The sequence below is a fragment of the Streptomyces sp. NPDC001219 genome, from assembly GCF_053597915.1.
Genome location: NZ_JBSFJF010000004.1, coordinates 127,131 through 147,895 on the forward strand (window position 1 = coordinate 127,131; position 20,765 = coordinate 147,895).

A 20,765-nucleotide genomic window follows, 5' to 3' on the forward strand; every position below is an offset into this window, starting at 1 on the left:
CGGAGGATCTGAGGGGCACGCACACCCCGAGCACCACGAAGCGGACGCGGACACCGCGTAAGGACCGTCGTGCCGATCGTCGGCGGCAACGCGGCGAACGACGGTGAGGACGGCTGGGGGACGTCGACAAGCGCGAAGGAAGGCCGTTCGGATGCACAGCGAGGGACCCGGGGTCGGCAGGAAACCGCGAGTCACGAGGTCCGCGAGATCCGTGAGGTCTTCTGGTGAGGAGGCGGTGGCCGATGCCGCCGCCCACCGTCGCGCGAGTGCCGCGCCCCGCAGAGTCGGGGCATGGTTCGCCGTGCTGGCGGTGGCGGCCGCCGTGGCCGTACTCCCGGTCTGGCTCTTCTGCCCGGACCCGGTGTTGCGGCAGAGGGGAGTCCTCGTCGCCCTGGGGGCCGCGCTGTGCTGCCTCGTGGCCATCGCCCTGTGTCAGCGTGTGGCGGGCGGTCGGCGGTCGTTCCACACGGTTGCCGCCGCCGAACTCCTGGGAAACGACGGCGGGGAGGACGGGGCGTACGCGCCGGGAACGGCGGCGATGCCCCTGACGCTGCCCTCACGACGGGGAATGCAGTGGCGTTTCCTCGGGTGGGGCGTCGGTGCCACCACGGTGGTGGTGAGCCTGGTCGCCCTCGTGGGGGGCTCGCCCCAGCGGCCGGAGCGGATGCAGCGGATTCACGACGCCGGTGCGGAGTTCGCGAAGGTACCCATCGAGAAGGTCAGCGACGTCCAGCTCCATGAGTGGAGCAAGGGCACGGACTACTACACCGCGACCGCCGTCGTCCGGCTCGGCCGAGGGGCGGACGGCGCGCCGGTGACGGCAACCGTGCACCCCACCTCTCACGAGCGTCTGGGCCGCGGGGACCGGGCTCCCGTGCTCTATGCCCCGGCGCGGCCCCAGTTGGGTGCCATCGCGGGAGACGAGCGCCGTCTTGGTGACGCACTGCGAGGAGACGTCCTGCCGGCCGAAATGGTCTGGCTCCTGCTCGGTGCCTGGGCCGTCGGTATGGGGATCACCCTGGGTGCCGTGTCCAACCAGTGCGGCTTCCGTTCCTTCACCCGGCTGGGCAAGGCCGACCAGGCCGTACGGGCGAAGTGCCTGGGGCCCGACTTCTGGCGGAGGGACGCGGCCAAGGAGCGGTGCCTGAAGATGGTCACGGCGTCGTCCCGGACCGCACATTTCCTCGTCAACGTCACGGAGGAGGAACTTCCCGACTCCCTGAACGGCCGGCATCTCTGGCTCTGTTGGGACGCCCGGCGCGGAACCGGCGGCAAGTCCCTCTCCCCGAAGAGCACCCCCGCGGCGCTGATCTCCGACGACGGCTGGGTGCGGCACGGCATGCTCAAGGTGGATGACGCGAGACTGCTGGCCGACGAGGGCATCGCCGTGGACAAGGCCGGTGTGACCCAGGGAGGGGTTCCGCGTGCTCTCCGGCTCTGGGACCCACGCTCCGCCTGGCTGCTCTACGTGCCCCGCGCGGCGCTGACGTCCGCCGCCTTGCTCATCGCCTGCGGTGCGCTGCTGACCTGGGACATCCCCGGCTTCTGGCGTTGGGTGACCGGCTTCGGCGGTCTCGTCGCCGGAGGCGCCCTGACGTACTTCTCCACGATGCACGAACCCCCGCCGTCGCCCGGCACGGACGCGGGCTGAGGCCCCCGGCCTCGGCGGCCGTCGACAGCCGGCGTGCAGGGGTAGTTCGCCGTACCGCGACCGGCCGGCAGCCGGGTCAGGTCACCGCAGCCCCAGGCCGACCGGCCTGGGGCTTCCGCATGCCCCGGCCGGGTGGCGGGAGCCGGGGTCGCTCAGCCCTGGGCCCAGGTTTCCTCTTCCTCGCGGGCGGTGTCGTAGGCGTGGCGGGCGGCGTCCACGGCTGGGAGGTGTGCCTCGGACCAGTCCGTGATGGCGGCGAAGAGGGGGGTCAGGGTGCGGCCCAGGTCGCTGATCTCGTACTCGACCCGCGGGGGGATTTCCGCGTGGTACGTGCGGATGACCAGGCCGTCGCGTTCGAGCTGGCGCAGGCGCTGGGTGAGGACCTTGGGGGTGATGGTCGGCAGGTGCCGCTGCAGCTCGTTGAAGCGCAGCCGTCCGTGGTGTTCCAGCACCCACAGGATCGGCGTGGTCCAGCGGCTGAAGACCAGGTCGATCACCGGGTTGATCGGGCACACCTGATCCACGGATTCGGACACGGCTCCTCCTCTCCTCACTGGCCCCTGAGCACGGCGAGGCCGCTTTCCCGGAGCTACTTTCCTATCGGAAATCACTATATCTAGGAAAGTGGCGTGAAGGTGGGGTGCGCGGCGGGGCTGAGTCCGTGGCCGTGTCGGGGTGGCGTGGTCGCCCGCCGGCATCTTGCCCTCGCCCCATGGTGACGCAGTTCACGCACTGACCAAATGACGATTCTGGTCAGTCTGGTCTTACGCTGAAGCCATGGACATCACGAAGGACAGTGGTCAGGGCCGTCGTGCCCTGGTGGTCGGGCTCGGGATCAGTGGGATCGCCGCCGCTCTGCGGTTGCGGCAGGCCGGCTGGGACCCGGTCATCGTCGAGAAGGCCGCCTCCCGGCGGTCCGGCGGATACTTCATCGCCCTGTTCGGGGCGGGCCGTTCGGCCGCCCGGCGTCTGGGCATCCTGGACGGACTGAACGACCGCACGCCCCGCGACGGCGCCAACTTCACCATCGACCGCGTCGGCAACCGGCGCCTCGGGCTCGGCTACGCGGACCTGCCGGGCAAGCCGTGGATGATGCTGCGCGGCGACATCGAACAGGCCGGTTTCGACCAGCTGCCGGCAGACCTCGACATCCGCTACGCCACCGTGCCCACCCATATCCGGCAGGACGCCGACGGTGTGGACGTCACCCTGGCCGACACCGCGGCCGGTACCTCGGCCACCGAACGCTTCGACCTGGTCGTCGGCGCGGACGGGCTCCGCTCCACCGTGCGGCAACTCGCGTTCGGCCCGCACGAGAACTATCTGCGCCGGCTGAACTACATCGTGGCCGCCTACCAGTTGAACGGTCCCGTCAGCGGCGTCTCCCCGGACGACGGCGCCATCCTGCTGGAGCCCGACCGCTCGATGTGGATCTTCCCGTTCGCCGACCATCCGCCGAGCGTGCTGCTCAGCTACCGGACCGACGACGTGGACGCGGAGTTCAGCGGGTCACCGGCCGAGCGGGTGCGCGCGGCATTCGGCCACGGGCCTACCGGCCGGACCCTGGGGGAGGCACTCGAAGCCCTGGAGACCGCCGACGACCTGCTCTTCGACTCGGTCGAGCAGGTCCACATGGACCGCTGGCACCGCGGCCGGGTGGTGCTCCTCGGTGACGCGGCCTGGTGCGTGACGCTCTACGCCGGCATGGGCGCGTCGGCCGGGATCGCCGGGGCGGACCTGCTCGGCACCATGCTGGACCGCCACCCCGGCCATGTCGGGCGTGCCCTGGCCGAATGGGAGCACGCGCTGCGGCCCTATGTGGAGCACTACCAGCACAACGGGGCCCAGCAGCGCCGGTTCTTCGTCCCGGCCAACCGCCTCCAGCTCGCCTTCCGCAGGGTGATGACGAGGGGGATGCGGACGCCGGCGACCTCCCGTGTGATCCGCCGTCTTCAGGCGAGGGGCAAAACGGCCCGCTTCAAGGAGAGGGACATCGCCCGAGCATGATGGCGGGACCCGCGTCTGCGGGTCCAGCTCCGCTCAGGCAAGGAAGTGACCATGGCAGCACTCGTCGAACAGGACTCCGCCAAGGCCGCCCGGATTCTCACCGTCGCACGGGAACTGGTGCTCAAGCGGGGGGTCAAGGGCGTGACCGTGGCGGAGATCGCCGAGAAGGCGCACGTCGGCAAGGGCACGGTCTACCTGTACTGGGGCACCAAGGAAGACCTGCTGGTCGGCCTGTTCGCCCGGGAGTTCCTGGCCGTCGTCGACGGCACCATCGACGCGCTGACCGCCGACCCCGACGCCGCGCGGCCCCACCGGCTGTGCCCGCAGCTCGCCCGCAACGGCCTGGAGCGTCCCTTCGTACGCGCCCTGCAGACCGGCGACGCCGACCTGCTGGGCGTCCTCACCCAGCACCCGCGCAGCACCGAACTCATCCACCAGCTGGGCCCGGCGGCGCTGATGTACACGGTCCTGCCGGTGTGGCGTCAGCACCGCCTGGCCCGCGCCGACTGGCCCCTGGACGAACAGGCCTATGCCCTCCAGGCGCTCATGACGGGCTTCGTGCAGAACGCCACCCGTGCCCACACCCTGGGCAGCATCACCGTCGACACCCCCGACGCCGTCATGGCCGCCTCGGTCACCGCCCTGCTCGGCCCGGAGGAAGCCACCCCGTCCGACCTCCGGGCCACCGCCGACGAGGGCCTCCGCCTCCTCGGCCACCGCCGCGAACTCGTCCTGGCCACGATCGCCACGGAGTAATGGAGTAATGGAGTAACGGAGTAGGGGAGGCGGTACGTACCCGGTCGGTCGCGGCGAGCCGAGAACGGGGAACGGGAGGCGCGCCGGGAGGTCCGGGCGGCGGGCTGGGCATGCGAGCGGCCAGGTCGGGAAGAGGGACCACCCGCCCGCTCGCGCCTCACCCCTCTGAAGGGCCGCGCTGCTCAGTTCCGGGGCGGGGCAGTCGGGTCGCCATCAGTGCCGCTGCCAGTGCGCAGCAGGCCGCGACGGCGAAGGCCAGTGCATCGCCGTGGGCGAGGGCGTCGGCGCCCGTCGCGCCGCCCGCCGCCGGGTGCGACCGTGCGTACGTGGCCGTTCCGGCGGCGGCCAGGGTGCTCAGGGCGGCGAGCCCGATGGCACCGCTGACCTGGCGGGTGGTGTTCAGGATGCCCGCGGCGAGGCCGGCGAGGGCCGGTGGGACCCCGCTGGTGGCACAGGCCGTGACGGGGGTGATGGACGCGCCGATGCCGAGCCCGAAGACGACGCCCGGCAGGCCGGCCGTCAGGACGTACGGGCCGTGCCCGCCGAGCGTCAGCGCCAGCAGGCCGAAGCCGACGGCGGCCAGCGTCAGTCCGCCGACGGCGACGGCGCGGGCGCCGAACCGGGGGATCAGCCGCCCGGTCAGCAGACCGGAGACCATCAGCGCGACGGCGACCGGCAGAAAGCCCAGGCCCGCGCGAAGGGGACTGTAGTGGTGCACGTTCTGCAGATGCAGGGAGAGGAGAACCGGGCTGGCCAAGAAGGCCAGGCCGAGCAGGAACATGGTGGCGTTGGCGACCCGGACCGGCCGCCTGCGGACCACCGACGGCGGGACGAGGGGCTGTTCGGCCCAGCGCGCCTGATGCACGGCGAAGAGGACGAGCGCGGCGCATCCGGCGGCGACGGGGCCCCAGACGCGGGCCGCCGCCCAGCCGTACGTGGCCGACTCCATCAGCCCGTACAGCGCGGCGGCCAGCCCGAGGGTCACCAGTGCCGCCCCCGGCAGATCGAGCCGCGCCCGCCGCCCCGTCCCGTCGCCCTCGCGCGCCTCTCCCGCACCGCTTTTTTCTGCCCGTACGTCGAACAGGACGCGCCAGGCGGTGGCGGCGACGACCGCGCCGAACGGCAGGTTGATCAGGAACACCCAGCGCCAGTCGAGGAGTTGGGTGAGTATTCCGCCCAGCACGGTGCCGGCAGCCGCGCCCACCGCGCCCACCGCACTCCACACCGCCAGGGCCCTGGCCCTCCGGGCCCCCTCCGGATAGGTCTGGGTGATCACGGACAGGGTGGTGGGCATCAGCAGTGCCCCGCCCAGGCCTTGCACGGCGCGTGCGGCGAGCAGCGGACCGGCGTCCGTGGCGAGACCGCCGACCCCGCTGGCCACGGTGAACAGCGCGATGCCGGCCAGCAGGGTGCGCCGCCGCCCGTACAGGTCGCCGCAGCGACCGCCGAGCAGCAGGAAGCCGGCGAAGGCGAGGGTGTAGGCGTTGACGACCCAGGGCAGCGTGGTGGGCCCGAGGCCCAGGTCGGCGCGGAGGGCGGGCAGGGCGACCGAGACGATCGTCGCGTCGAGGATCACCAGGAACACCACCAGGCAGGCCAGCGTGAGCAGCAGGCCGTCATGGACGGGCCGGGGTGGCTGTGCGGGCCGGGATAACCGCGTCGGCCGGGATAACCGCGCCGGTCGGGATGTCCCGGCAGGTGCGGACTGACGTGTGGGGGTGGGCTGTCGTGCGGGCATGGCGGCACCTTCCGGAGTGGGAGGGAACGGCACGGAACGGAACGGCACGGAAGCGGAGCGATAGGTAACGGAGCGGCGCGAGAAGGGTGTTGAAGGCGCGGCGAGGTACGTCAGGGGCATGCGCCGGAGCTCCCGACAGCACCGAGCCCGCAACAACTCAGCTAAGCTCAGGTTAGGTTAACCTAACTCATTTGTGAAACGGTTTCACTAACCAGTCCGAGACGTCTCATTAGGCTGAGGGCCATGCCCGCTCCCACGCCCGCGCCCACCCCCGGCCGCAGGCCCGCCGCCCGCTCGCCCCGTCCCGGTCGCCCCGCGGTGATCGGCCGGGACGCCATCGTCGCGGCGGCGCTGGCGATGGATCAGGAGCAGCTCACGATGCAGGCCGTCGCGCGCCGCCTGGGAGTGGCGACCTCCGCGCTCTACCGCTGGGTCGGCGGCCGGGAGGAACTGCTCGATCTGGTCAGCGCCGAGCTGAGCCGGCGCATCGTGCCCCGCCGCGAGCCCACGGCGGACGACTGGCACGACTGGCTGGCCGAACTCGCCCACGCCATCCGCCGCGAGTTCCAGGCGGTGCCCGGCTTCGCCGCCCGCGCCTTGACCGGCGGCCACCGGGCGGCGGGCCACGACGCCATCGAACACGGCGTGGTCACCGCCTTCACCCTCGGCGGCCTGTCCCCCGAACGCGCCCACCAGCGCTGGTACGTCTTCGCCACCGCCGTCCTGGGCTGGCTCGCCGCCGAGGAGTCCGGCCGCTTCCCGGCCCAGCCCCCGATGGACTACGACGCCCTGGTGGAGGTGCTGTTGGCGGGGGTACGGGGGTGATCGCTCCGCGGCGGGCCAAAGGCAGAGCCTGGCGGGCCGACGGGCTGCCGGATTGGCGCGATGGTCACCGCTTCCAGTACTTCGCCACCGCCTGTGCGTACGCCACCCGGTGGTCGAGCCTGTCGCCCCGGACCCGGAACCGGCCGCGCGCGGACTCGGTCAGGGCCACCCGCCCGAAGAACTGCCCCGGCCGCTTCCAGGCCGTCCGCAACGGGGCGGTGGAGGCGTCCGGGGGCGGGGAGTCGGAGAACACCAGGGCAACCAGGTACAGGAGGTAGAACGGCATCTGCACCAGCCACAGGAGCAGAGACGGCACGGTCCCTTCCCGCCCGTGCAGCACAGTGCCGTCCGGCAGGTGGATCTCGTACAGGGGCCGCCACCATTTCTTCTGCCGCGGTGGCAGCTGCAGTTCGGCCAGCTGCTCGTGGTCCGGGGTGAGCACGGCGAGGCGCCCGCTGTTCTTCCTGACGACGACGGCGAGCGGCGAGGCGCCCTCAGGATCGGAGGAGAGGGCGAAGCGCGGCTTGCACCCCTCGGGCAGGGACCAGCCCTCGGGGACACCACGGCGCACATGCACGGGGGCGGAACCTCGGGGACGCAGCTCATAGCGCGTCTCGTAGGAGTGGCGGGTGAAGGCGAGTGTCATGGACCGTGTTCCGTCTCGTCGCGTCGATGCTGACCGCCGTTGCCGGCAGCGGCATTCAACAGGGGCGACAGTCCCGGGGGTTGGCCGCCCTCCTCATGGCGCGACATCGAGGGCCCGGGCAGGACTGGGACGGGCGGTGGTGCGCCGCACTACCGAGTGGTTTGTTGATAGCCCCTCACCGTCCTGGGACTTCCCGCACCCATTCCGACGCGTCCGCCAGAGAGGGGCCTGAGACCTCTTCGGCGCCGGCCGTGTGCAGAAGCCAGCGGATGTAGTCGCGCGGGTCGACCGATGTGGCTGCCTCGCATACGGAGAGCACCGGTGGTGCCTCCGCGGGAGAGGGCCGGGCCTCCACCCGCTGTCGTTCCCGGCGCAGGTCGTCGATCTCGTGAAGCAAGGGCACTCCTGTTGCGGGACCTTGAGCGTAGGCCCCACCGCGGGGTGCGGCCCCCCGTAGCCGCACCCCGCGCGCCTGTCCGTCAGCAGGTGTTGCTGAACGGAACCCGCTGTCAGCGGAAGTGGAGGGAGCCTGTCCGGTCGAACATGCCGTGGTGGTCGCCGAAGTGGGACTCCGACTCGCCCGGTTTCAGGGAGAACCTGGCGCCGGTGTAGTGGATGCGCTCGTAGAAGGTGACGGTGCGCTTGCCGGTGTTCCTGGCGGAGCCGATGCCATCGATGCCCTGGGCCGGCAGATTGGGCACGCTGCGGGTGAAGACCGTGTACCTGCCGTGGAACCTGGGCTCCGCGAAGACCTTGACCTTCGCCCGGTCGGTCTTGAGCGGGCCCGCGGCAGCTGCGGGGCCGTTGGCGGAGGCCGGCAGTGCGGAGGTGAGGGTGAGGGCGGCTGCGGCGGCGCCGAGGGCGGCCAGGTGAGCGATACGCATGAGGACTCCTTTGGGCATTGGCTGGATGGCTGGTTATCGGGCGGATGCGCGGTGCTGGTGGTTCGTGCCGTCCGTGTGGTTCAGGACGCGGCGGGCGGCTGTCAGCCAGCGGTCCTTGCGGGTTTTCGCCTGGTGCAGGCGGTCGGCGTTGGCCCGGATCAGGCGGTGTTGGACGCGGGTTTCGGCCGCTGACCACACCTTCACCAGCTTGGTCGACTTCTGGCAGGCGACGTCGGCGCGGGCGGTGGCGCGTTCGGCCGGGGTGGGTTCGGACGTCTCCCAGCGCTTGTCGCCGGCGGCGGTGTAGGGGTCCGGGTAGTCGGAGCCGGCCTTCGCCATGCAGGTGCGCCACCGGCGCAGGGCCTCGCGTACCTGCGGGGTGCGCCGGGAGGTTTCCAGGGCGGTGCCGGTGAGCTGGTTGAAGGCGTGGAAGTCGAGTGGCGGGATGTCGCCGACGAGTTGGCGCTGGGCGGTCTTGAGGCAGCCGCCCTGGCCGGAGGCGCCGTAGGCCGCGCGCTGCACCTCGGCCGGGAGGGCCTCGCGGGTGTCCCAGGCACGGTTGCGCCGTATCACCGACGGTGGGTGGGGGCTCGGGTGGTACCCGTAGCGGACGGCCGCTGCCTCGTCGGCTCCGTATCGTCGGAGGTTCGGCGGCTCGGTGTCCTGGGCGTCCACCCGGGGCAGGGTCTTCCACTCCATGCCCCGGTCCTTCATGCACCGGCGCATGAGGATGTCCTGCGCGTCTTCCACGAGGTGGGTCTCGGCGTTGGTCGAGGCGTAGGCGTCCAGGGGAAGACGGAGCTCCCTGGCCTGCCGGGACACCGGCAGGGAGTGCGGGGCGGGCGCGGGTTCGTGCGCGGCGGCCGTGCAGGCGGTGGTGGTCAGGAGCAGCAGGGCGAGCGCGGTGGTGGTCCGGGCGCGGGAGGGCGGCATGGTGGCCTCTCGTCGTGCAGCGCGCGGTGCGCGTGGAGTGGGGGGCAGGGGCAGGGGCAGGGCGGGGTGCGGCCCCCGTGTGCCGCACCCCGCCCGTCAGCAGTGCGTTGCCGACGGCACCCGCTGTCAGCCGAAGCTGATGGAGCTTGTGGCGTCGTGCATGTTGTAGTGGTCGCCGAAGTGGGCCTCGCTCCGGCCCGGTGCCAGGGAGAAGCTGGCGCCCATGTACTTGGCCTTCTGGTGGAACGTGACCTTGCGGTTGCCCTGGTTCTTGGCGGAGCTGATGGTGTCGTTCCAGCCGTCGTGCGCCAGGTTCCGCATGTTGTGGGTGAAGGTCGTGTTCCGGTTCCGGAAGCTCGCGTCCTGCCAGACCTTGACCTTCTTCTTGGCCCTGAACGCCGCGGCGTCAGAGGCGTCCTGGGCGGCCACCGTGTGGGACCGCCCGGCGGACGGCTGGGTGTCGCCGGCGAAGGCCGGCAGTGCGACACCGAGGGTGAGCGCCGCGGCGGCGGTGCCCGCGATGGCGATGTGACGGATACGCATGAGCTGTTCCTTTGATCAGTGATCACGTGGAAGGCGTGATCTCAGGTGGACTGTCAGGTCGCTCCGCGCTGCCCCGAAGCGGGGGAAGCGCGGTCCGACGAGATCGAGTTCACCCGCGGCGGAGTTGTTTAGCACCCCCTCTGAGCTGCGCTAATCAATTCGCCGAGGCCGCTTCGGGCCCGCCCGCTCGCCGGTCACACGGCGTTGCGGCCCGCTGACCTGGTGTTTATCGTGCACCGGGGACAACGGGGGAAGTTGGGGGAGGAAGAGGCGCATGGGGCGTCCGGAGAATCCGATCGATCCGCAGGAGGGGCCCCTGCCGCGCCTCGCCTACGAGCTGCGCAAGCTCCGGGACGAGGCCGGTGCGCCCGCCTACCGGGCGATGGCCCGGCGGGCCGGCTATTCGGCGGCCACGCTGTCGCAGGCCGCGGCCGGTGAACGGCTGCCGACCCTGCCGGTGCTCCTGGCCTACGTACGGGTCTGCGACGGCGACCCCGACGACTGGCGGCGCCGCTGGGAGGAGGCCGGGCGGGAACTGGCGCGCATCCCGCGCCCCGAGGACGAGAACACCGACCCGCCCTACCGCGGGCTCGCACGGTTCGAGCCGGGCGACGCGGAGCTGTTCTTCGGCCGCGAGGAGCTGGTCGGTCAACTGGTGGAGCTGGCCGGACGGCACCGCGTCAGCGCCCTGGTGGGGGCCTCCGGCAGCGGCAAGTCCTCGTTGCTGCGCGCCGGTCTGGTCCCCCGGCTGCGCGACCCGGCCGACGGGGCGGACCGGGTGCCGGCCGCGGTCCGGATTCTGACGCCCGGCCCGCACCCCCTCGCGCACGGCGCACGCCTGGAGCCGGCCGCCGGCCCGGGGGACACCTGGCTGCTGGTCGACCAGTGGGAGGAGCTGTTCACCCTCTGCACCGACCGTGCGGAACGGGCCGCCTTCCTCCGGAAGTTGCTGACCGCCTGCGACGAGGACAGCCGGCTGCGCGTGATCCTGGCCGTACGCGCCGACTTCTTCGCCCGCTGCGCCGAACACGGCGCCCTGGCCGCGGCGCTGAAGGACGCCACGCTGCTCGTCGGCCCCATGGGCGGCGAACAGCTCAGGGCGGCGATCGTCCGGCCGGCGGCCGCCCACGGCCTGATCGTCGAGCGGGAGCTGACCGCCCGCATCGTCGAGGAGGTCGAGGACGAACCCGGTGCGCTGCCGCTGATGTCCCACGCCCTGATGGAGACCTGGCGCCGCCGCCGGGGACGCGCGCTGACCCTCCCGGCCTACGAGGCGGCCGGCGGCCTGCGCGGCGCCCTCGCCCGTACCGCCGAGGACGCCTACCACCGGCTCACCCCCACCCAGGCCGGCCTCGCCCGCCACCTCCTGCTGCGCCTGGTCGCCCCCGGCAGCGGCACCGAGGACACCCACCGCCCCGCCCCGCGCGCCGAGTTCGCGACCGAGGGCACCGCCGCGGGCGCCGACAGCGCCATGGTCCTCGACCAGCTGGCCCGCGCCCGGCTGCTCACCCTGGACGACGAGACCGTCTCCCTCGCGCACGAGGCGCTGCTCACCGGCTGGCCGCGGCTGCACACCTGGATCGACGAGGACCGCGAACGGCTGCGTCTGCACCGGCGGCTGACCCACGACGCCACCGCCTGGCAGGAACTCGACCGCGACCCCGGAGCCCTCTACCGCGGCACCCGGCTGACGCGCGCCGAGGAGGCCTTCGACTCCGCGGAGGGCGGCGCGCTCAACCCCCTGGAGCGGGCCTTCCTCGACGCGGGTATCGCGGCGCGGGCGGCCGAGCGCGCCCACGCCGCCCGCGCCGCGAGCCGGTCGTTCCACCTGAAGGTGGCCCTCGCCGTCCTGTGTGTGGTGGCCCTGGTGGCCGGCCTCGTCAACTGGCAGCAGCGCCGCGACAGCGACCGGCAGCACACCCAGGCCGAAGCGCGCCGTATCGCCTCCGTCGCCACCGGCCTCCGCTCCTCCGACCCGTTACGCGCCATGCGCCTGAGCGTCGCCGCCTGGCGGCTCGCCGACACCCCCGAGACGCGTGGTGCGGTGCTGGGGGCGCTGGCCCAGCGGGAGCGGGACGTCATGGCGCTGCCCGAGGGGGCCGACCCGTCCGTGGTGATCCTCAGCGGTGACGGACGGACGCTGCTGCATCAGCCCGAGGACGGGCGCCTCGTGCGCCGCTGGGACGTCGCCACGCACCAGGAGCTATCGGCCCTGCCCGTCAGGCGCGGGGCGATGTTGCTGGATACGGCCACGCGTCGTGGCGGGGCGGTGGCGGCGTCGGACGGTGACAGTGACCGGCGCGTGTACGGCAGAGCCGGCCGGGAGGTCCGTCTCCCGCCGGGACCCCTCGGCCCCCCGGTGTTCGGCGATTCCGGGCGGACCCTGCTGTACGCGGAGGACACCGTCGAGTTGTGGGACTGGTGGCACCGGCGTCTCCTCTTCCAGCACACGTTGCCGCGGCAGGACGAGGGGATGCTCTCCCGCGTGGTGAGCCCCGACGACCGCTCTGTGGCGGTCTGTTCGCCGCGGATTCCCCTGACGGTGTGGGCGGTGGCCACGAAGCGGCCCGTGTCGCTGCCCCGTGCCCTACGGCACCGGCCCTGCACCTCGGAGTCCGTGCTGTTCACCCCGGACGGGCGGGGCCTGCTGTTCCTGGAGGACGAGCGGGGAGCACGGGTACGCAACCTCGCGACGGGACGCACGCAGTGGCGGATCAAGCACCCGGGCCTGACCGATGCCGTGTTGAGCGGTGACGGCACCCTGCTGGCCGGCCGGGACGCCGACGAGATCCTCGTATGGCGCACCAGCAGGCCCGACTCCCCGGTCCTGCGGTACCCGATCTCCCACGAGGAGGTACAGCAACTGCGGATCGACGCCGAGCACCACGTGCTCCGGTATGTGGGAGGGGGCGTGATCCGCACCCTCTCCCTCGCCCATCCCGTCCCCCGGGGGCGGGACACGGAGCCCCTTCAGGCGGCACGGTTCAGCCCTGACGTCAGGCGGCTGGCCACTGCCCACCGGACCGGAGACGACACCCGTGTCCGGTTGCTGAACACCCGTGACGGCAGTCTCTCCGCCGCGCCGCCCCCGGTGCGCTGTGCACGGCGGTGTGCCGACAGACCCTTCCTCGCCTTCCGCCCCGACGGCCGCCGCCTCGTCTACGGAGCCCCGCTCAACACGGGTGGCCGCCTGTATCTGTGGGACGTACGTGCGCACCGCCGGCTCCGGGTCCCGCGCGTCGTGCAAGGTGGCGCCACGTCCTGGGTCACCACCGGCCTGTTCTCCGTGAACGGCGACTCCGTGCTGGCCGGTGACACTCGGGTATGTGCCTGCATCAGGGTCTGGAACCCGCGCAGGCGCACCGTGCGCACCGTGCGCCAGACCTTCGGGAATCTGCTGGCGGCACATCCCGACGGCCGCCATCTGGTCGTCACCGGGGGAGCGAGCCCCGCCCGCCTCGTCGACCTGCGTACCCGCCGGATGCTGCCGCGCCTCCTCACAGGTGAGGGCACCACCGCCGCCGCCTTCAGTCCCGACGGCCGTTTCCTGGCCGCCGGGGACGCGGCGGGGCGGGTCACGCTCTGGGACGGGCGGGCCCGGCGCCAGCTCGGCCAGCTGCCCGCCACCGGCGGCGGGACGGCGGACGGCGACCCGGAAGCGGTGACCGCGCTGGCCTTCTCCGCCGACGGCGGGACCCTCGCCACCGCCGGGGACCGCGGCACCGTACGCCTGTGGGACGCGGCCTCTCACCAGCCCCTGGGTGGGCCGCTGCCCACCGTCCCCGGGGACCCGGTCCTCGCCCTGGCCTTCACCCGGGACGGCGAGGCCCTGCGCACCGTCGGCCGTCGCACCCCCGTGCAGACCCACACCACCGCCGCGGGCCGCGCCGTCCGCACCCTCTGCCACCGCGCCAACGGGGGCCTCTCCCCGTCGGAATGGCGTTCCTTCCTGCCCGGCGTCGACTACCGCCGCACCTGCTGAGGCGGCGGGCCGCCGCGCTCCGCCGAGGCCCTCAGTCCGTCGCCGGGCCGGCGTCGGCGTCCGCGGCCGGTACGGGGGCCTCGGCCGGGGGAGTGCGTGCTGCCGTGCGGGCGAGGTTGTCCTCGATGCGCTGCAGGGCGTGCAGCGTTTCGGCCTGCTGGCCGGGGGTGAGGTCGCCGGTCGAGGCGCCTTCGAGTTCGGCCCAGATGCGTTCGACCTCGCGGCGCAGCGCCTGGCTGGCGGCGGTCGGTTCGATGATGACGACGCGCTTGTCGTCGGGGGAGGGGCGGCGGCGGACGAAGCCGGCGTTCTCCAGGCGCTTGATGCTGCGGGTCATGGTGGCGGCGTCGGAGTCGACCAGGCGCACGAGGTCGGTCTGCCGCTGGGGGCCGAGTTCCCACAGGTGCATCATGACCAGCTCCTGGCCGAGGTGGAGGCCGAGGGGACGCAGGAGCTGTCCGGCGATCATGCGGTGCAGGCGGGCCACGCGGAAGATCGCGTGGCTGACCGGCCCCGCCTGGGCGGCAGCGGGCACCGGTACCGAGGCGCTGGGCGGCGTCGTCTTCTGCGGCTGGCTCGGCGGTGTGTCCCGATTGCTTGTCCGGCTCATCACATGCGTCCTTTCCCGGCTGACCTTTGCCGGACAGTAATCCGGCTCACAGCTCGCCGGATGCAGTCAGGATAGCGACCCGTCCGGCACCAGGGTGCCCTTGTGTTCAGCGGGTAGTTGCCGCACGTCAACGAGGGGTTTCCGGGCGGGCGGGGCGGCGGGTGACGTGGTTCACGCCGGGGTCGGGGAAGACGTTGGCGAGTTTTACTTGTTCGGACAGGCAATGGTTTGCTGAGGAACGCAGGCCGAGGGAGCGCCGCCCGTCCGGGCGCCTCCCGCCCCTACCGAAGGAGTGATCATGACGACCGCGTTCGACCCGATCGAGCTGGGCGGCAAGCGTCTGGCCAACCGCATCGCGATGGCGCCGATGACCCGCAGCCGTGCCTACGGGCCGGGTGCCGGTGCGACGGAACTGATGGCCACCTACTACGCCCAGCGGGCCGGTGCCGGTCTGGTCATCACCGAGGGTGTCCAGCCGTCGGTGGTCGGCCAGGGCTACCCCGACACCCCCGGCCTGCACTCCGCCGAGCAGGTCGCCGCCTGGCGCCAGGTGACCGACGCGGTCCACCGCGAGGGCGGGGTGATCTTCGCGCAGCTGATGCACACCGGCCGTATCGGCCACCCCGGCCTGCTGCCCGACGGCCTGATCCCGGTGGGCCCGTCCGCCGTCGCCGCCAAGGGGCAGGTCTACACCCACCAGGGTCCCCAGGACTTCGTCACGCCGAAGGAGCTGACGCACGACGAGATCGTGCGGACGATCGCCGAATTCGCCGAGGCGGCGCGCAACGCGATCGCCGCCGGCTTCGACGGGGTGGAGCTGCACGGGGCGAACGGCTACCTGATCCACCAGTTCCTCGCCCCCAACGCCAATCAGCGCACCGACGCCTGGGGCGGCGACGCCGCGGGCCGGGCGCGCTTCGCCGTCGAGGTCACCAAGGCCGTCGCGGAGGCGATCGGCGCGCACCGGACCGGCCTCCGGATCTCCCCCGGAACCCCCTTCAACGACATCGCCGAGAACGACCCGGCGGACCGGGAGGAGACCTACACGGGCCTGCTGGCCGCTCTCGCCCCGCTCGACCTGGCCTACCTGCACGTGCTCGAAGGTCCCGACCAGGGCCTGACCGCGCGCCTGCGCAAGGACTGGCCCGGCACGTTCGTCCTCAACCCGTTCACGCACCCCGAGCCGACCGGCCACGACTCCCTCGGCCTGATCGAGAACGGCTCCGCGGACATGCTCGCCTTCGGAGCGCTGTTCCTCGCCAACCCCGACCTGCCCCGCCGCCTCGCGTCCGGCGGCCCCTACAACGAGCCCGACCGCAGCACCTTCTACGGCGGCGACGAGCGCGGCTACACCGACTACCCGGCCCTGCCCGCCTGACCGGGGTCACCCGCGGCCGGCCGGGTCCGCCGTGTCCCGGCCGGCCCCGGGCGCGGCGCACGGGCGGGCCCGGCCACCCCACCGGGCCCGCCCGCCGGCGCCCCTCCGCTCCCGCCCCCGCGCCCCCACACCACCCGTGCCAGGAGGAACCCCCGTGAGCAGTAACCCCCTCTCCCCCGCACCGCGGCAGGACGCCCCGCTCGACGGCAAGGTCGTCGTCGTTCCCGGTGGCACCGGCAACGTCGGCGAAGGCCTCGTGCGCGCCTTCCTCGACGCCGGCGCCACCGTCGTCGTGCCCGGCCGCAGCCGGGAACGTCTGGAAAAGCTGGCCGAGTTGACCGGCCCCCGGCTGGGCGAGCGCCTCGTCCCGCTCCACGCGGGATACGGCACCTTCGCCGAGGCGACGGAGCTGGCGGACCGGATCGCCGCCGACCACGGGCGCGTCGACCACGTCGTGCCCTCCATCGGCGGATGGTGGAGGGGGAAGGCCCTGTGGCAGGTCAGCGAGGCCGACTGGCAGCGGCACTTCGTGGAGACCACCACGGCCCATCTCGCCGTGGCCCGTGCCTTCGTACCCGGGCTCGCCGCTGCCGGAAGCTACACCCTCATCACCGGGTTCGCCGCCCGCGAGCCCTACCCGCAGGCGGGTGTCATCAGCATGCACGCGGCAGCCGTGCTGATGATGCGTGAGGCGCTGAGCGCCGACCTGCGCGGACAGCACCGCGTGAACAACCTCCTGCTCGGACCGGTCCTCAGCCGCAGCCGCCCGAACGGCGACCCCTCGTGGCTCACCGCCGACCAGGTGGGCGAGGCCGCCGTGGCGGTGGCCCTCGCCCCCGCCGTCCAGGACGAGAGCATCCAGCTCGGCACCGTGCAGGACCTGCACAGGGAACTGGCCCGCATCCGCGCCTGAGGCCGCTCCGGGGACAGTGCGCGGACGGAAGCGCGCGGAGGGAGTGCGAGGAGATGGACGGGCCTCATGCGGCGGAGCCGTTGTCCGCGGACCCCGCCCTCACCAGCGCGTTCGAGGTGCTGGGCCAGAAGTGGAACGGGATCATCCTTCACACCCTGGCCCAGCGCCCCGCCCGCTTCGGCGAACTCCGCCGCGCGGTGCCCGGCATCAGCGACAGAGTCCTCAGCAGCCGGCTGCACGACCTCGTCACCAGAGGTCTCGTCACCCCCACCCGCCTCCCACCGGGCCCGGTCGCCTACACCCTCACCGCCGACGGACACGCGCTGACACCCGCCCTCGACCGGGTCGCGGGCTGGTGGAGAGGGCGGGCGGGGTGACGGGGCGTCAGGCTGACGAGAGAGGGTGACTGGATACCCGATACGCATTCTCGATCCGCACTGCCTCAGGAAATTGCGCAAGGAACTCGAAGGTGAGGGGCTCCTGTTGTGCTGTCAGGGGGACCGGCCGGACGTCACCTTGTCGGGAATGCAGGGCCAGAGGGAAGGCGGGCGATATTCCTTCACGTTCGAGGAGGAATCCGGCCGGATGAAAACGGAGACGGTCGATATCTTCGCGCCGGCCACGCGCGACGAGGTTGTCACCACGGCGGTGCGGCGCGCGGCGATATTCGCCTTCCACGGCATCGAAGACCGCGGCGACGAAGCCTGACGCTCTCTTCTCGGTGACGAGTGAATTACCGGCCTCGCGGTGCGGAAACGGGGCCTACGCTGGGGCGTTTCGATCAGCGGTGCCCGGTCTCCGTCCCGGTGGACGGAAATTCGGGCGTTGGCCGCCGCCCACCGGGAATTCAGGCCGCGCCGCGACGCTCTCGGCCCGGATAAACGGCCGTCGGACGACGAACCGGACCCCTGCGGACACCGCCCCGATCACCCGCTTTTACCCACCCATACCGCCCGGTCGGCGCATGTTCCCGTGCACGGTGGCACATTCAGGGGCGGCCGCAGCCGTGGTCTCACGGGCTGTCAGACTTTGGGTGCACGTTGAACCACTTCCGGATCGGATACGTGGTCACCGGTGACACATGTATGCCGTACGTTCCGGGGAGATTCATGACGCGCAGAGGGTCGCTCATCACCGCGATCGCCGTACTGACCGTCGCGTTGGCCTTCGTCGTCGTCCAACTGGTGCGCGGCCAGGGGGAGTCCGGGAAGGAGCAGGCCGGGACGGAAGCGGCCGCGCCGGGCAAGGACGCCGACACCGGGTCGCTGCGGGGCGTCGGGTGGTGGCCGCTGCACCGCTCCGGCACCGCGAAGGTGGGGGAGCGGGACGCCGTCGTCAGCGGGGGCACACAGTGGACCGACGGCCCCGAGGGCGGTGCCCTGCGGCTGGACGGCACCAGCGGGTACGCGGACACCGGGTCCCGGCTCGACACCGCGGGCAAGGACTACTCGGTCGCCGCACGGGTGCGGCTCACCTCCGAGGACATGAACGGCTTCCACACCGTCCTGTCCGAGGACGGCGACCGGTTCAGCACGTTCTTCCTCCAGTACGCCGGCCCGGACGAGAACTTCGCGTTCAGCTTCACCGGTGCCCGTACCGTCGCGGAGAAGGCCGGGAAGCCGCAGGCCGGCCGCTGGTACCACCTCACCGGCACGTACCGCCAGAAGGACCACCGGATGCGGATCTACGTGGACGGCCGGCTCGCCGGAAGCCGGGAGGCCGCCAGTGAGGTGAAGCCCGCCGGCGGTGTGGTGGTCGGACGCGGCAAGTTCGACGGGAAGCCGGTCGACCACTGGAAGGGCGACATCGCCGATGTGCACGTCTACGACCGGGAACTGACGGGCAACCAGGTCAGCGCGCTTTCCTCCCACGAACCGGACTGACCGCGGGCCTCGGCGCTCTCCCCACGGGGCGCCGGCCGGTGACACGACGGCGGTACCGGGCGGGTTCACCGCCGCCGGATGCCGGCGGGCACGCCGTACGCAGCGGACGACCGCTCGCGGCGGCGACCGCCGGCTCTCCCGCGGTGGCCGAACCGTCTCCCCACAGACGACCGGAGAGGAAAGGGCCTTGTCGGCCAGCGCTTCGACCGAAGACCGAATACCCCGCCCCCACACCGAGGAACTCCGGCCCCACACCGGGGAACTCCGCCCCGACGAGTTCCTCAGAGCCCTCTACCGGTTCCACGGCACCGCGTTGCTGCAGTTCGCCGCGCGGCGGCTGGAGGGCGACTGGCACCGTGCCGAGGACGCTCTGCAGGAGGTCGCGATCCGCGCCTGGCGCCACGCCGGGGAGTTCGACCCGACCGCGGACTCGGCGCGGCCGTGGCTGTTCACCGTGCTGCGCAACCTCGTCATCGACGGTCACCGGGCCCGTCAGGCCAGACCGCCGGAGGCCGGCGACCCGGAACTCGCCCACCTGCCGGTGTCCGACGGGGTGGACCACATGCTCACCTCCCACGTGCTCTTCGACGCCCTGCGGGACCTGCGGCCGCCGCAGCGCGAGGTCCTGCTGCACGTGTACTACCTGGGGCGCAGCGTCAACCAGACGGCCAAGGTCCTCGGGGTGCCGCCGGGCACGGTGAAGTCGCGGACCCACTACGCCGCCCGCGCCCTGCGGGAGGCGCTGTACAGCCGTGGGCTGTGCGCGGGCGGACAGGACCGCGACACCGGCTGAGGCTCAGGCGAAACGTCCCGCGTGCCGGGTGATCTCCAGGCCGAGCGGCCCGGTGTCGAGCGATCCGCCCGTACCGGCCCGCCAGCGCCACCCCGCGGGCGCGTCGCCGAGCACCAGGAGCGCGTCCCCGCGCCGCAGGCCGTCCAACGCGCCCTCCCGCCGCGGGAGTTGTGAGGAGTCCACGACGAACAGGTGCGGCGCCTCGCCCCGGACGGCGATCCGGCTGCTGCCCTCGATCAGCCGGAAGATCTGGGTGACCTCGGACGATCCGGACTCCGGCTCCCCCGCGCCCGCCGACGCCGCGCGGGCGAACGCCTCCTCCAGGCTGGCCGCGGTGTGCAGCCGCGAGGTCCGGGGCGCATCGGGGCCGAGGAGCCCGTCTCCGGCCAGGGACCCGATCAGGGTGACCTCGGCGAGAGCGCCCACCGGGCCGGCGAGCGCCTCGGTGACGACGGCCCGCGCCAGGCCGCGCACCTCCTCGTCCGGTCCCGCCACGGAGACCGGCCCCGCCGCCCGGGAGAGGTCGACCAGCACCCGGTCGGCGCCGTCCAGTCCCACCGTCACCGTCAGCGCGTAGGGGAGGGCCGGTTCGCCCTCCGGGCCGGGGCGGTGCAGGGCGTCGGGCGAGATCGTCCAGCGCTCGCCGTCCGCCTCGGCGGTCCAGGGTGCGGGGGCGGTCTCCTCCGCGCCGGCCAGCAGCAGTCCGAGCCGCTTCTCGGAGTAGACGACGGCGTACAGGTCGGGCAGCGACCGGCTGCTGCGCAGGCACTCGCCGGTCAGCCGGCGCAGGCCCGCGTTGACCACGTCCAGCGCCTCCCGCCCCACGACGGCGGCCGAGGCGGTGGCGGGCTTCGGCGGGCGGGGCCGCCGTTCGGTGACGACCAGCGCGGCCACCGCTCCGATCAGCGCCAGCCCCAGCACCACGGCCAGGACGTACCAGATCATCTTCTGACTCCTTGTCGGGGCGCCCCGGCGGCGGAGCCGGGACGGGCAAAAGCGGGGACGGGCGCCGCGGCGGAGTCGCGGCGCCGTGCACCCGAAGGCCACTACGGGGCGCGGCGGCGGACGGTTCACCGGCGCTCCGTGAGCCGTCCGTGAGCCGTGCGTCAGCCGCCCGAGAGCCATCCGGGAACCGTCCGTGAACCGTTCGCGGGCCCGCCCCGTAGGTCCCGTCAGTGGCACGGGAGCCGCCGAGCATGGCTCCCGCGGCCCCCGCATTCACG

20 protein-coding genes are annotated in these 20,765 nt (G+C 72.8%); 11 read left to right on the forward strand and 9 right to left on the reverse strand.

The genetic code is table 11. From position 1 onward, the window contains the following. The first annotated feature begins 211 nt into the window (after nucleotides 1-211). On the forward strand, nucleotides 212-1,651 hold the full coding sequence (locus ACWC9R_RS04060; RefSeq protein WP_450728823.1) for a hypothetical protein: 1,440 nt from the start codon (nucleotides 212-214) through the stop codon (nucleotides 1,649-1,651). Nucleotides 1,652-1,803: 152 nt separating this feature from the next. Here the strand turns inward: ACWC9R_RS04060 and ACWC9R_RS04065 are convergent, their stop codons facing one another. Then, nucleotides 1,804-2,187 (reverse strand): winged helix-turn-helix transcriptional regulator, encoded by a 384-nt coding sequence (locus tag ACWC9R_RS04065; RefSeq protein WP_450728824.1) that lies wholly within the window; start codon nucleotides 2,185-2,187, stop codon nucleotides 1,804-1,806. 241 nt (nucleotides 2,188-2,428) lie between these two features. Between ACWC9R_RS04065 and ACWC9R_RS04070 the strand changes: the two genes are divergently transcribed. Beyond that, nucleotides 2,429-3,658: an FAD-dependent monooxygenase gene (locus ACWC9R_RS04070; RefSeq protein WP_450728825.1), complete on the forward strand. Its 1,230-nt coding sequence runs from the start codon at nucleotides 2,429-2,431 to the stop codon at nucleotides 3,656-3,658. Between the two features lie 51 nt (nucleotides 3,659-3,709). Continuing rightward, complete coding sequence (locus ACWC9R_RS04075; protein WP_450728826.1) at nucleotides 3,710-4,414, forward strand: TetR/AcrR family transcriptional regulator; 705 nt, start codon at nucleotides 3,710-3,712, stop codon at nucleotides 4,412-4,414. Nucleotides 4,415-4,571: 157 nt separating this feature from the next. Here the strand turns inward: ACWC9R_RS04075 and ACWC9R_RS04080 are convergent, their stop codons facing one another. Then, entirely contained in the window at nucleotides 4,572-6,152 is a 1,581-nt protein-coding gene (locus tag ACWC9R_RS04080) for an MFS transporter (protein WP_450728827.1), read from the reverse strand. 243 nt (nucleotides 6,153-6,395) lie between these two features. On the opposite strand from ACWC9R_RS04080, the gene ACWC9R_RS04085 reads away from it, so the two are divergent. Next, entirely contained in the window at nucleotides 6,396-6,977 is a 582-nt protein-coding gene (locus tag ACWC9R_RS04085; protein WP_450728828.1) for a TetR/AcrR family transcriptional regulator, read from the forward strand. A 64-nt stretch (nucleotides 6,978-7,041) separates the two neighbouring features. On the opposite strand, the gene ACWC9R_RS04090 is transcribed toward ACWC9R_RS04085, so the two are convergent. The 5 genes from ACWC9R_RS04090 to ACWC9R_RS04110 form a co-directional block, all read right to left on the reverse strand. After that, nucleotides 7,042-7,623 carry a hypothetical protein gene (locus ACWC9R_RS04090; RefSeq protein WP_450728829.1) on the reverse strand — a complete coding sequence of 194 codons (582 nt, stop codon included), beginning with the start codon at nucleotides 7,621-7,623 and terminating at the stop codon, nucleotides 7,042-7,044. Nucleotides 7,624-7,798: 175 nt separating this feature from the next. Then, on the reverse strand, nucleotides 7,799-8,020 hold the full coding sequence (locus ACWC9R_RS04095; RefSeq protein WP_450728830.1) for a hypothetical protein: 222 nt from the start codon (nucleotides 8,018-8,020) through the stop codon (nucleotides 7,799-7,801). A gap of 112 nt (nucleotides 8,021-8,132) precedes the next feature. Further along, nucleotides 8,133-8,507 carry a peptidase inhibitor family I36 protein gene (locus ACWC9R_RS04100; RefSeq protein WP_450728831.1) on the reverse strand — a complete coding sequence of 125 codons (375 nt, stop codon included), beginning with the start codon at nucleotides 8,505-8,507 and terminating at the stop codon, nucleotides 8,133-8,135. Between the two features lie 33 nt (nucleotides 8,508-8,540). Continuing rightward, on the reverse strand, nucleotides 8,541-9,440 hold the full coding sequence (locus ACWC9R_RS04105) for a hypothetical protein (RefSeq protein ID WP_450728832.1): 900 nt from the start codon (nucleotides 9,438-9,440) through the stop codon (nucleotides 8,541-8,543). 126 nt (nucleotides 9,441-9,566) lie between these two features. Then, nucleotides 9,567-9,983 (reverse strand): peptidase inhibitor family I36 protein, encoded by a 417-nt coding sequence (locus ACWC9R_RS04110; protein ID WP_450728833.1) that lies wholly within the window; start codon nucleotides 9,981-9,983, stop codon nucleotides 9,567-9,569. Nucleotides 9,984-10,257: 274 nt separating this feature from the next. Between ACWC9R_RS04110 and ACWC9R_RS04115 the strand changes: the two genes are divergently transcribed. Next, nucleotides 10,258-13,965: an nSTAND1 domain-containing NTPase gene (locus ACWC9R_RS04115; RefSeq protein ID WP_450728834.1), complete on the forward strand. Its 3,708-nt coding sequence runs from the start codon at nucleotides 10,258-10,260 to the stop codon at nucleotides 13,963-13,965. Nucleotides 13,966-13,996: 31 nt separating this feature from the next. Here the strand turns inward: ACWC9R_RS04115 and ACWC9R_RS04120 are convergent, their stop codons facing one another. Beyond that, nucleotides 13,997-14,575, reverse strand: coding sequence for a MarR family winged helix-turn-helix transcriptional regulator (locus tag ACWC9R_RS04120; protein WP_450728835.1), 579 nt, complete (start codon nucleotides 14,573-14,575; stop codon nucleotides 13,997-13,999). Nucleotides 14,576-14,873: 298 nt separating this feature from the next. Between ACWC9R_RS04120 and ACWC9R_RS04125 the strand changes: the two genes are divergently transcribed. From ACWC9R_RS04125 to ACWC9R_RS04150, 6 genes are all read left to right on the forward strand, one after another. Beyond that, nucleotides 14,874-15,953, forward strand: a complete 1,080-nt coding sequence (locus ACWC9R_RS04125; protein WP_450728836.1) for an alkene reductase — start codon at nucleotides 14,874-14,876, stop codon at nucleotides 15,951-15,953. A 154-nt stretch (nucleotides 15,954-16,107) separates the two neighbouring features. Further along, nucleotides 16,108-16,866 carry an SDR family NAD(P)-dependent oxidoreductase gene (locus ACWC9R_RS04130; protein ID WP_450728837.1) on the forward strand — a complete coding sequence of 253 codons (759 nt, stop codon included), beginning with the start codon at nucleotides 16,108-16,110 and terminating at the stop codon, nucleotides 16,864-16,866. A gap of 53 nt (nucleotides 16,867-16,919) precedes the next feature. Beyond that, nucleotides 16,920-17,243 carry a winged helix-turn-helix transcriptional regulator gene (locus ACWC9R_RS04135; protein ID WP_450728838.1) on the forward strand — a complete coding sequence of 108 codons (324 nt, stop codon included), beginning with the start codon at nucleotides 16,920-16,922 and terminating at the stop codon, nucleotides 17,241-17,243. 25 nt (nucleotides 17,244-17,268) lie between these two features. Continuing rightward, nucleotides 17,269-17,574, forward strand: coding sequence for a hypothetical protein (locus ACWC9R_RS04140; RefSeq protein ID WP_450728839.1), 306 nt, complete (start codon nucleotides 17,269-17,271; stop codon nucleotides 17,572-17,574). Nucleotides 17,575-17,975: 401 nt separating this feature from the next. Continuing rightward, entirely contained in the window at nucleotides 17,976-18,749 is a 774-nt protein-coding gene (locus tag ACWC9R_RS04145) for a LamG domain-containing protein (RefSeq protein ID WP_450728840.1), read from the forward strand. 187 nt (nucleotides 18,750-18,936) lie between these two features. Further along, nucleotides 18,937-19,542, forward strand: coding sequence for a sigma-70 family RNA polymerase sigma factor (locus tag ACWC9R_RS04150; protein ID WP_450728841.1), 606 nt, complete (start codon nucleotides 18,937-18,939; stop codon nucleotides 19,540-19,542). A gap of 3 nt (nucleotides 19,543-19,545) precedes the next feature. Here the strand turns inward: ACWC9R_RS04150 and ACWC9R_RS04155 are convergent, their stop codons facing one another. Then, on the reverse strand, nucleotides 19,546-20,487 hold the full coding sequence (locus tag ACWC9R_RS04155; RefSeq protein WP_450728842.1) for a hypothetical protein: 942 nt from the start codon (nucleotides 20,485-20,487) through the stop codon (nucleotides 19,546-19,548). Nucleotides 20,488-20,765 lie beyond the last annotated feature (278 nt).

Coding starts and splice junctions, on each gene's coding strand:
- ACWC9R_RS04070 (WP_450728825.1), top strand. CDS start 2,429: ATGGACATCACGAAGGACAGTGGTCAGGGCCGTCGTGCCCTGGTGGTC.
- ACWC9R_RS04075 (WP_450728826.1), top strand. CDS start 3,710: ATGGCAGCACTCGTCGAACAGGACTCCGCCAAGGCCGCCCGGATTCTC.
- ACWC9R_RS04080 (WP_450728827.1), bottom strand. CDS start 6,152: ATGCCCGCACGACAGCCCACCCCCACACGTCAGTCCGCACCTGCCGGG.
- ACWC9R_RS04085 (WP_450728828.1), top strand. CDS start 6,396: ATGCCCGCTCCCACGCCCGCGCCCACCCCCGGCCGCAGGCCCGCCGCC.
- ACWC9R_RS04090 (WP_450728829.1), bottom strand. CDS start 7,623: ATGACACTCGCCTTCACCCGCCACTCCTACGAGACGCGCTATGAGCTG.
- ACWC9R_RS04100 (WP_450728831.1), bottom strand. CDS start 8,507: ATGCGTATCGCTCACCTGGCCGCCCTCGGCGCCGCCGCAGCCGCCCTC.
- ACWC9R_RS04105 (WP_450728832.1), bottom strand. CDS start 9,440: ATGCCGCCCTCCCGCGCCCGGACCACCACCGCGCTCGCCCTGCTGCTC.
- ACWC9R_RS04110 (WP_450728833.1), bottom strand. CDS start 9,983: ATGCGTATCCGTCACATCGCCATCGCGGGCACCGCCGCCGCGGCGCTC.
- ACWC9R_RS04115 (WP_450728834.1), top strand. CDS start 10,258: ATGGGGCGTCCGGAGAATCCGATCGATCCGCAGGAGGGGCCCCTGCCG.
- ACWC9R_RS04120 (WP_450728835.1), bottom strand. CDS start 14,575: ATGAGCCGGACAAGCAATCGGGACACACCGCCGAGCCAGCCGCAGAAG.
- ACWC9R_RS04125 (WP_450728836.1), top strand. CDS start 14,874: ATGACGACCGCGTTCGACCCGATCGAGCTGGGCGGCAAGCGTCTGGCC.
- ACWC9R_RS04135 (WP_450728838.1), top strand. CDS start 16,920: ATGGACGGGCCTCATGCGGCGGAGCCGTTGTCCGCGGACCCCGCCCTC.
- ACWC9R_RS04145 (WP_450728840.1), top strand. CDS start 17,976: ATGACGCGCAGAGGGTCGCTCATCACCGCGATCGCCGTACTGACCGTC.
- ACWC9R_RS04155 (WP_450728842.1), bottom strand. CDS start 20,487: ATGATCTGGTACGTCCTGGCCGTGGTGCTGGGGCTGGCGCTGATCGGA.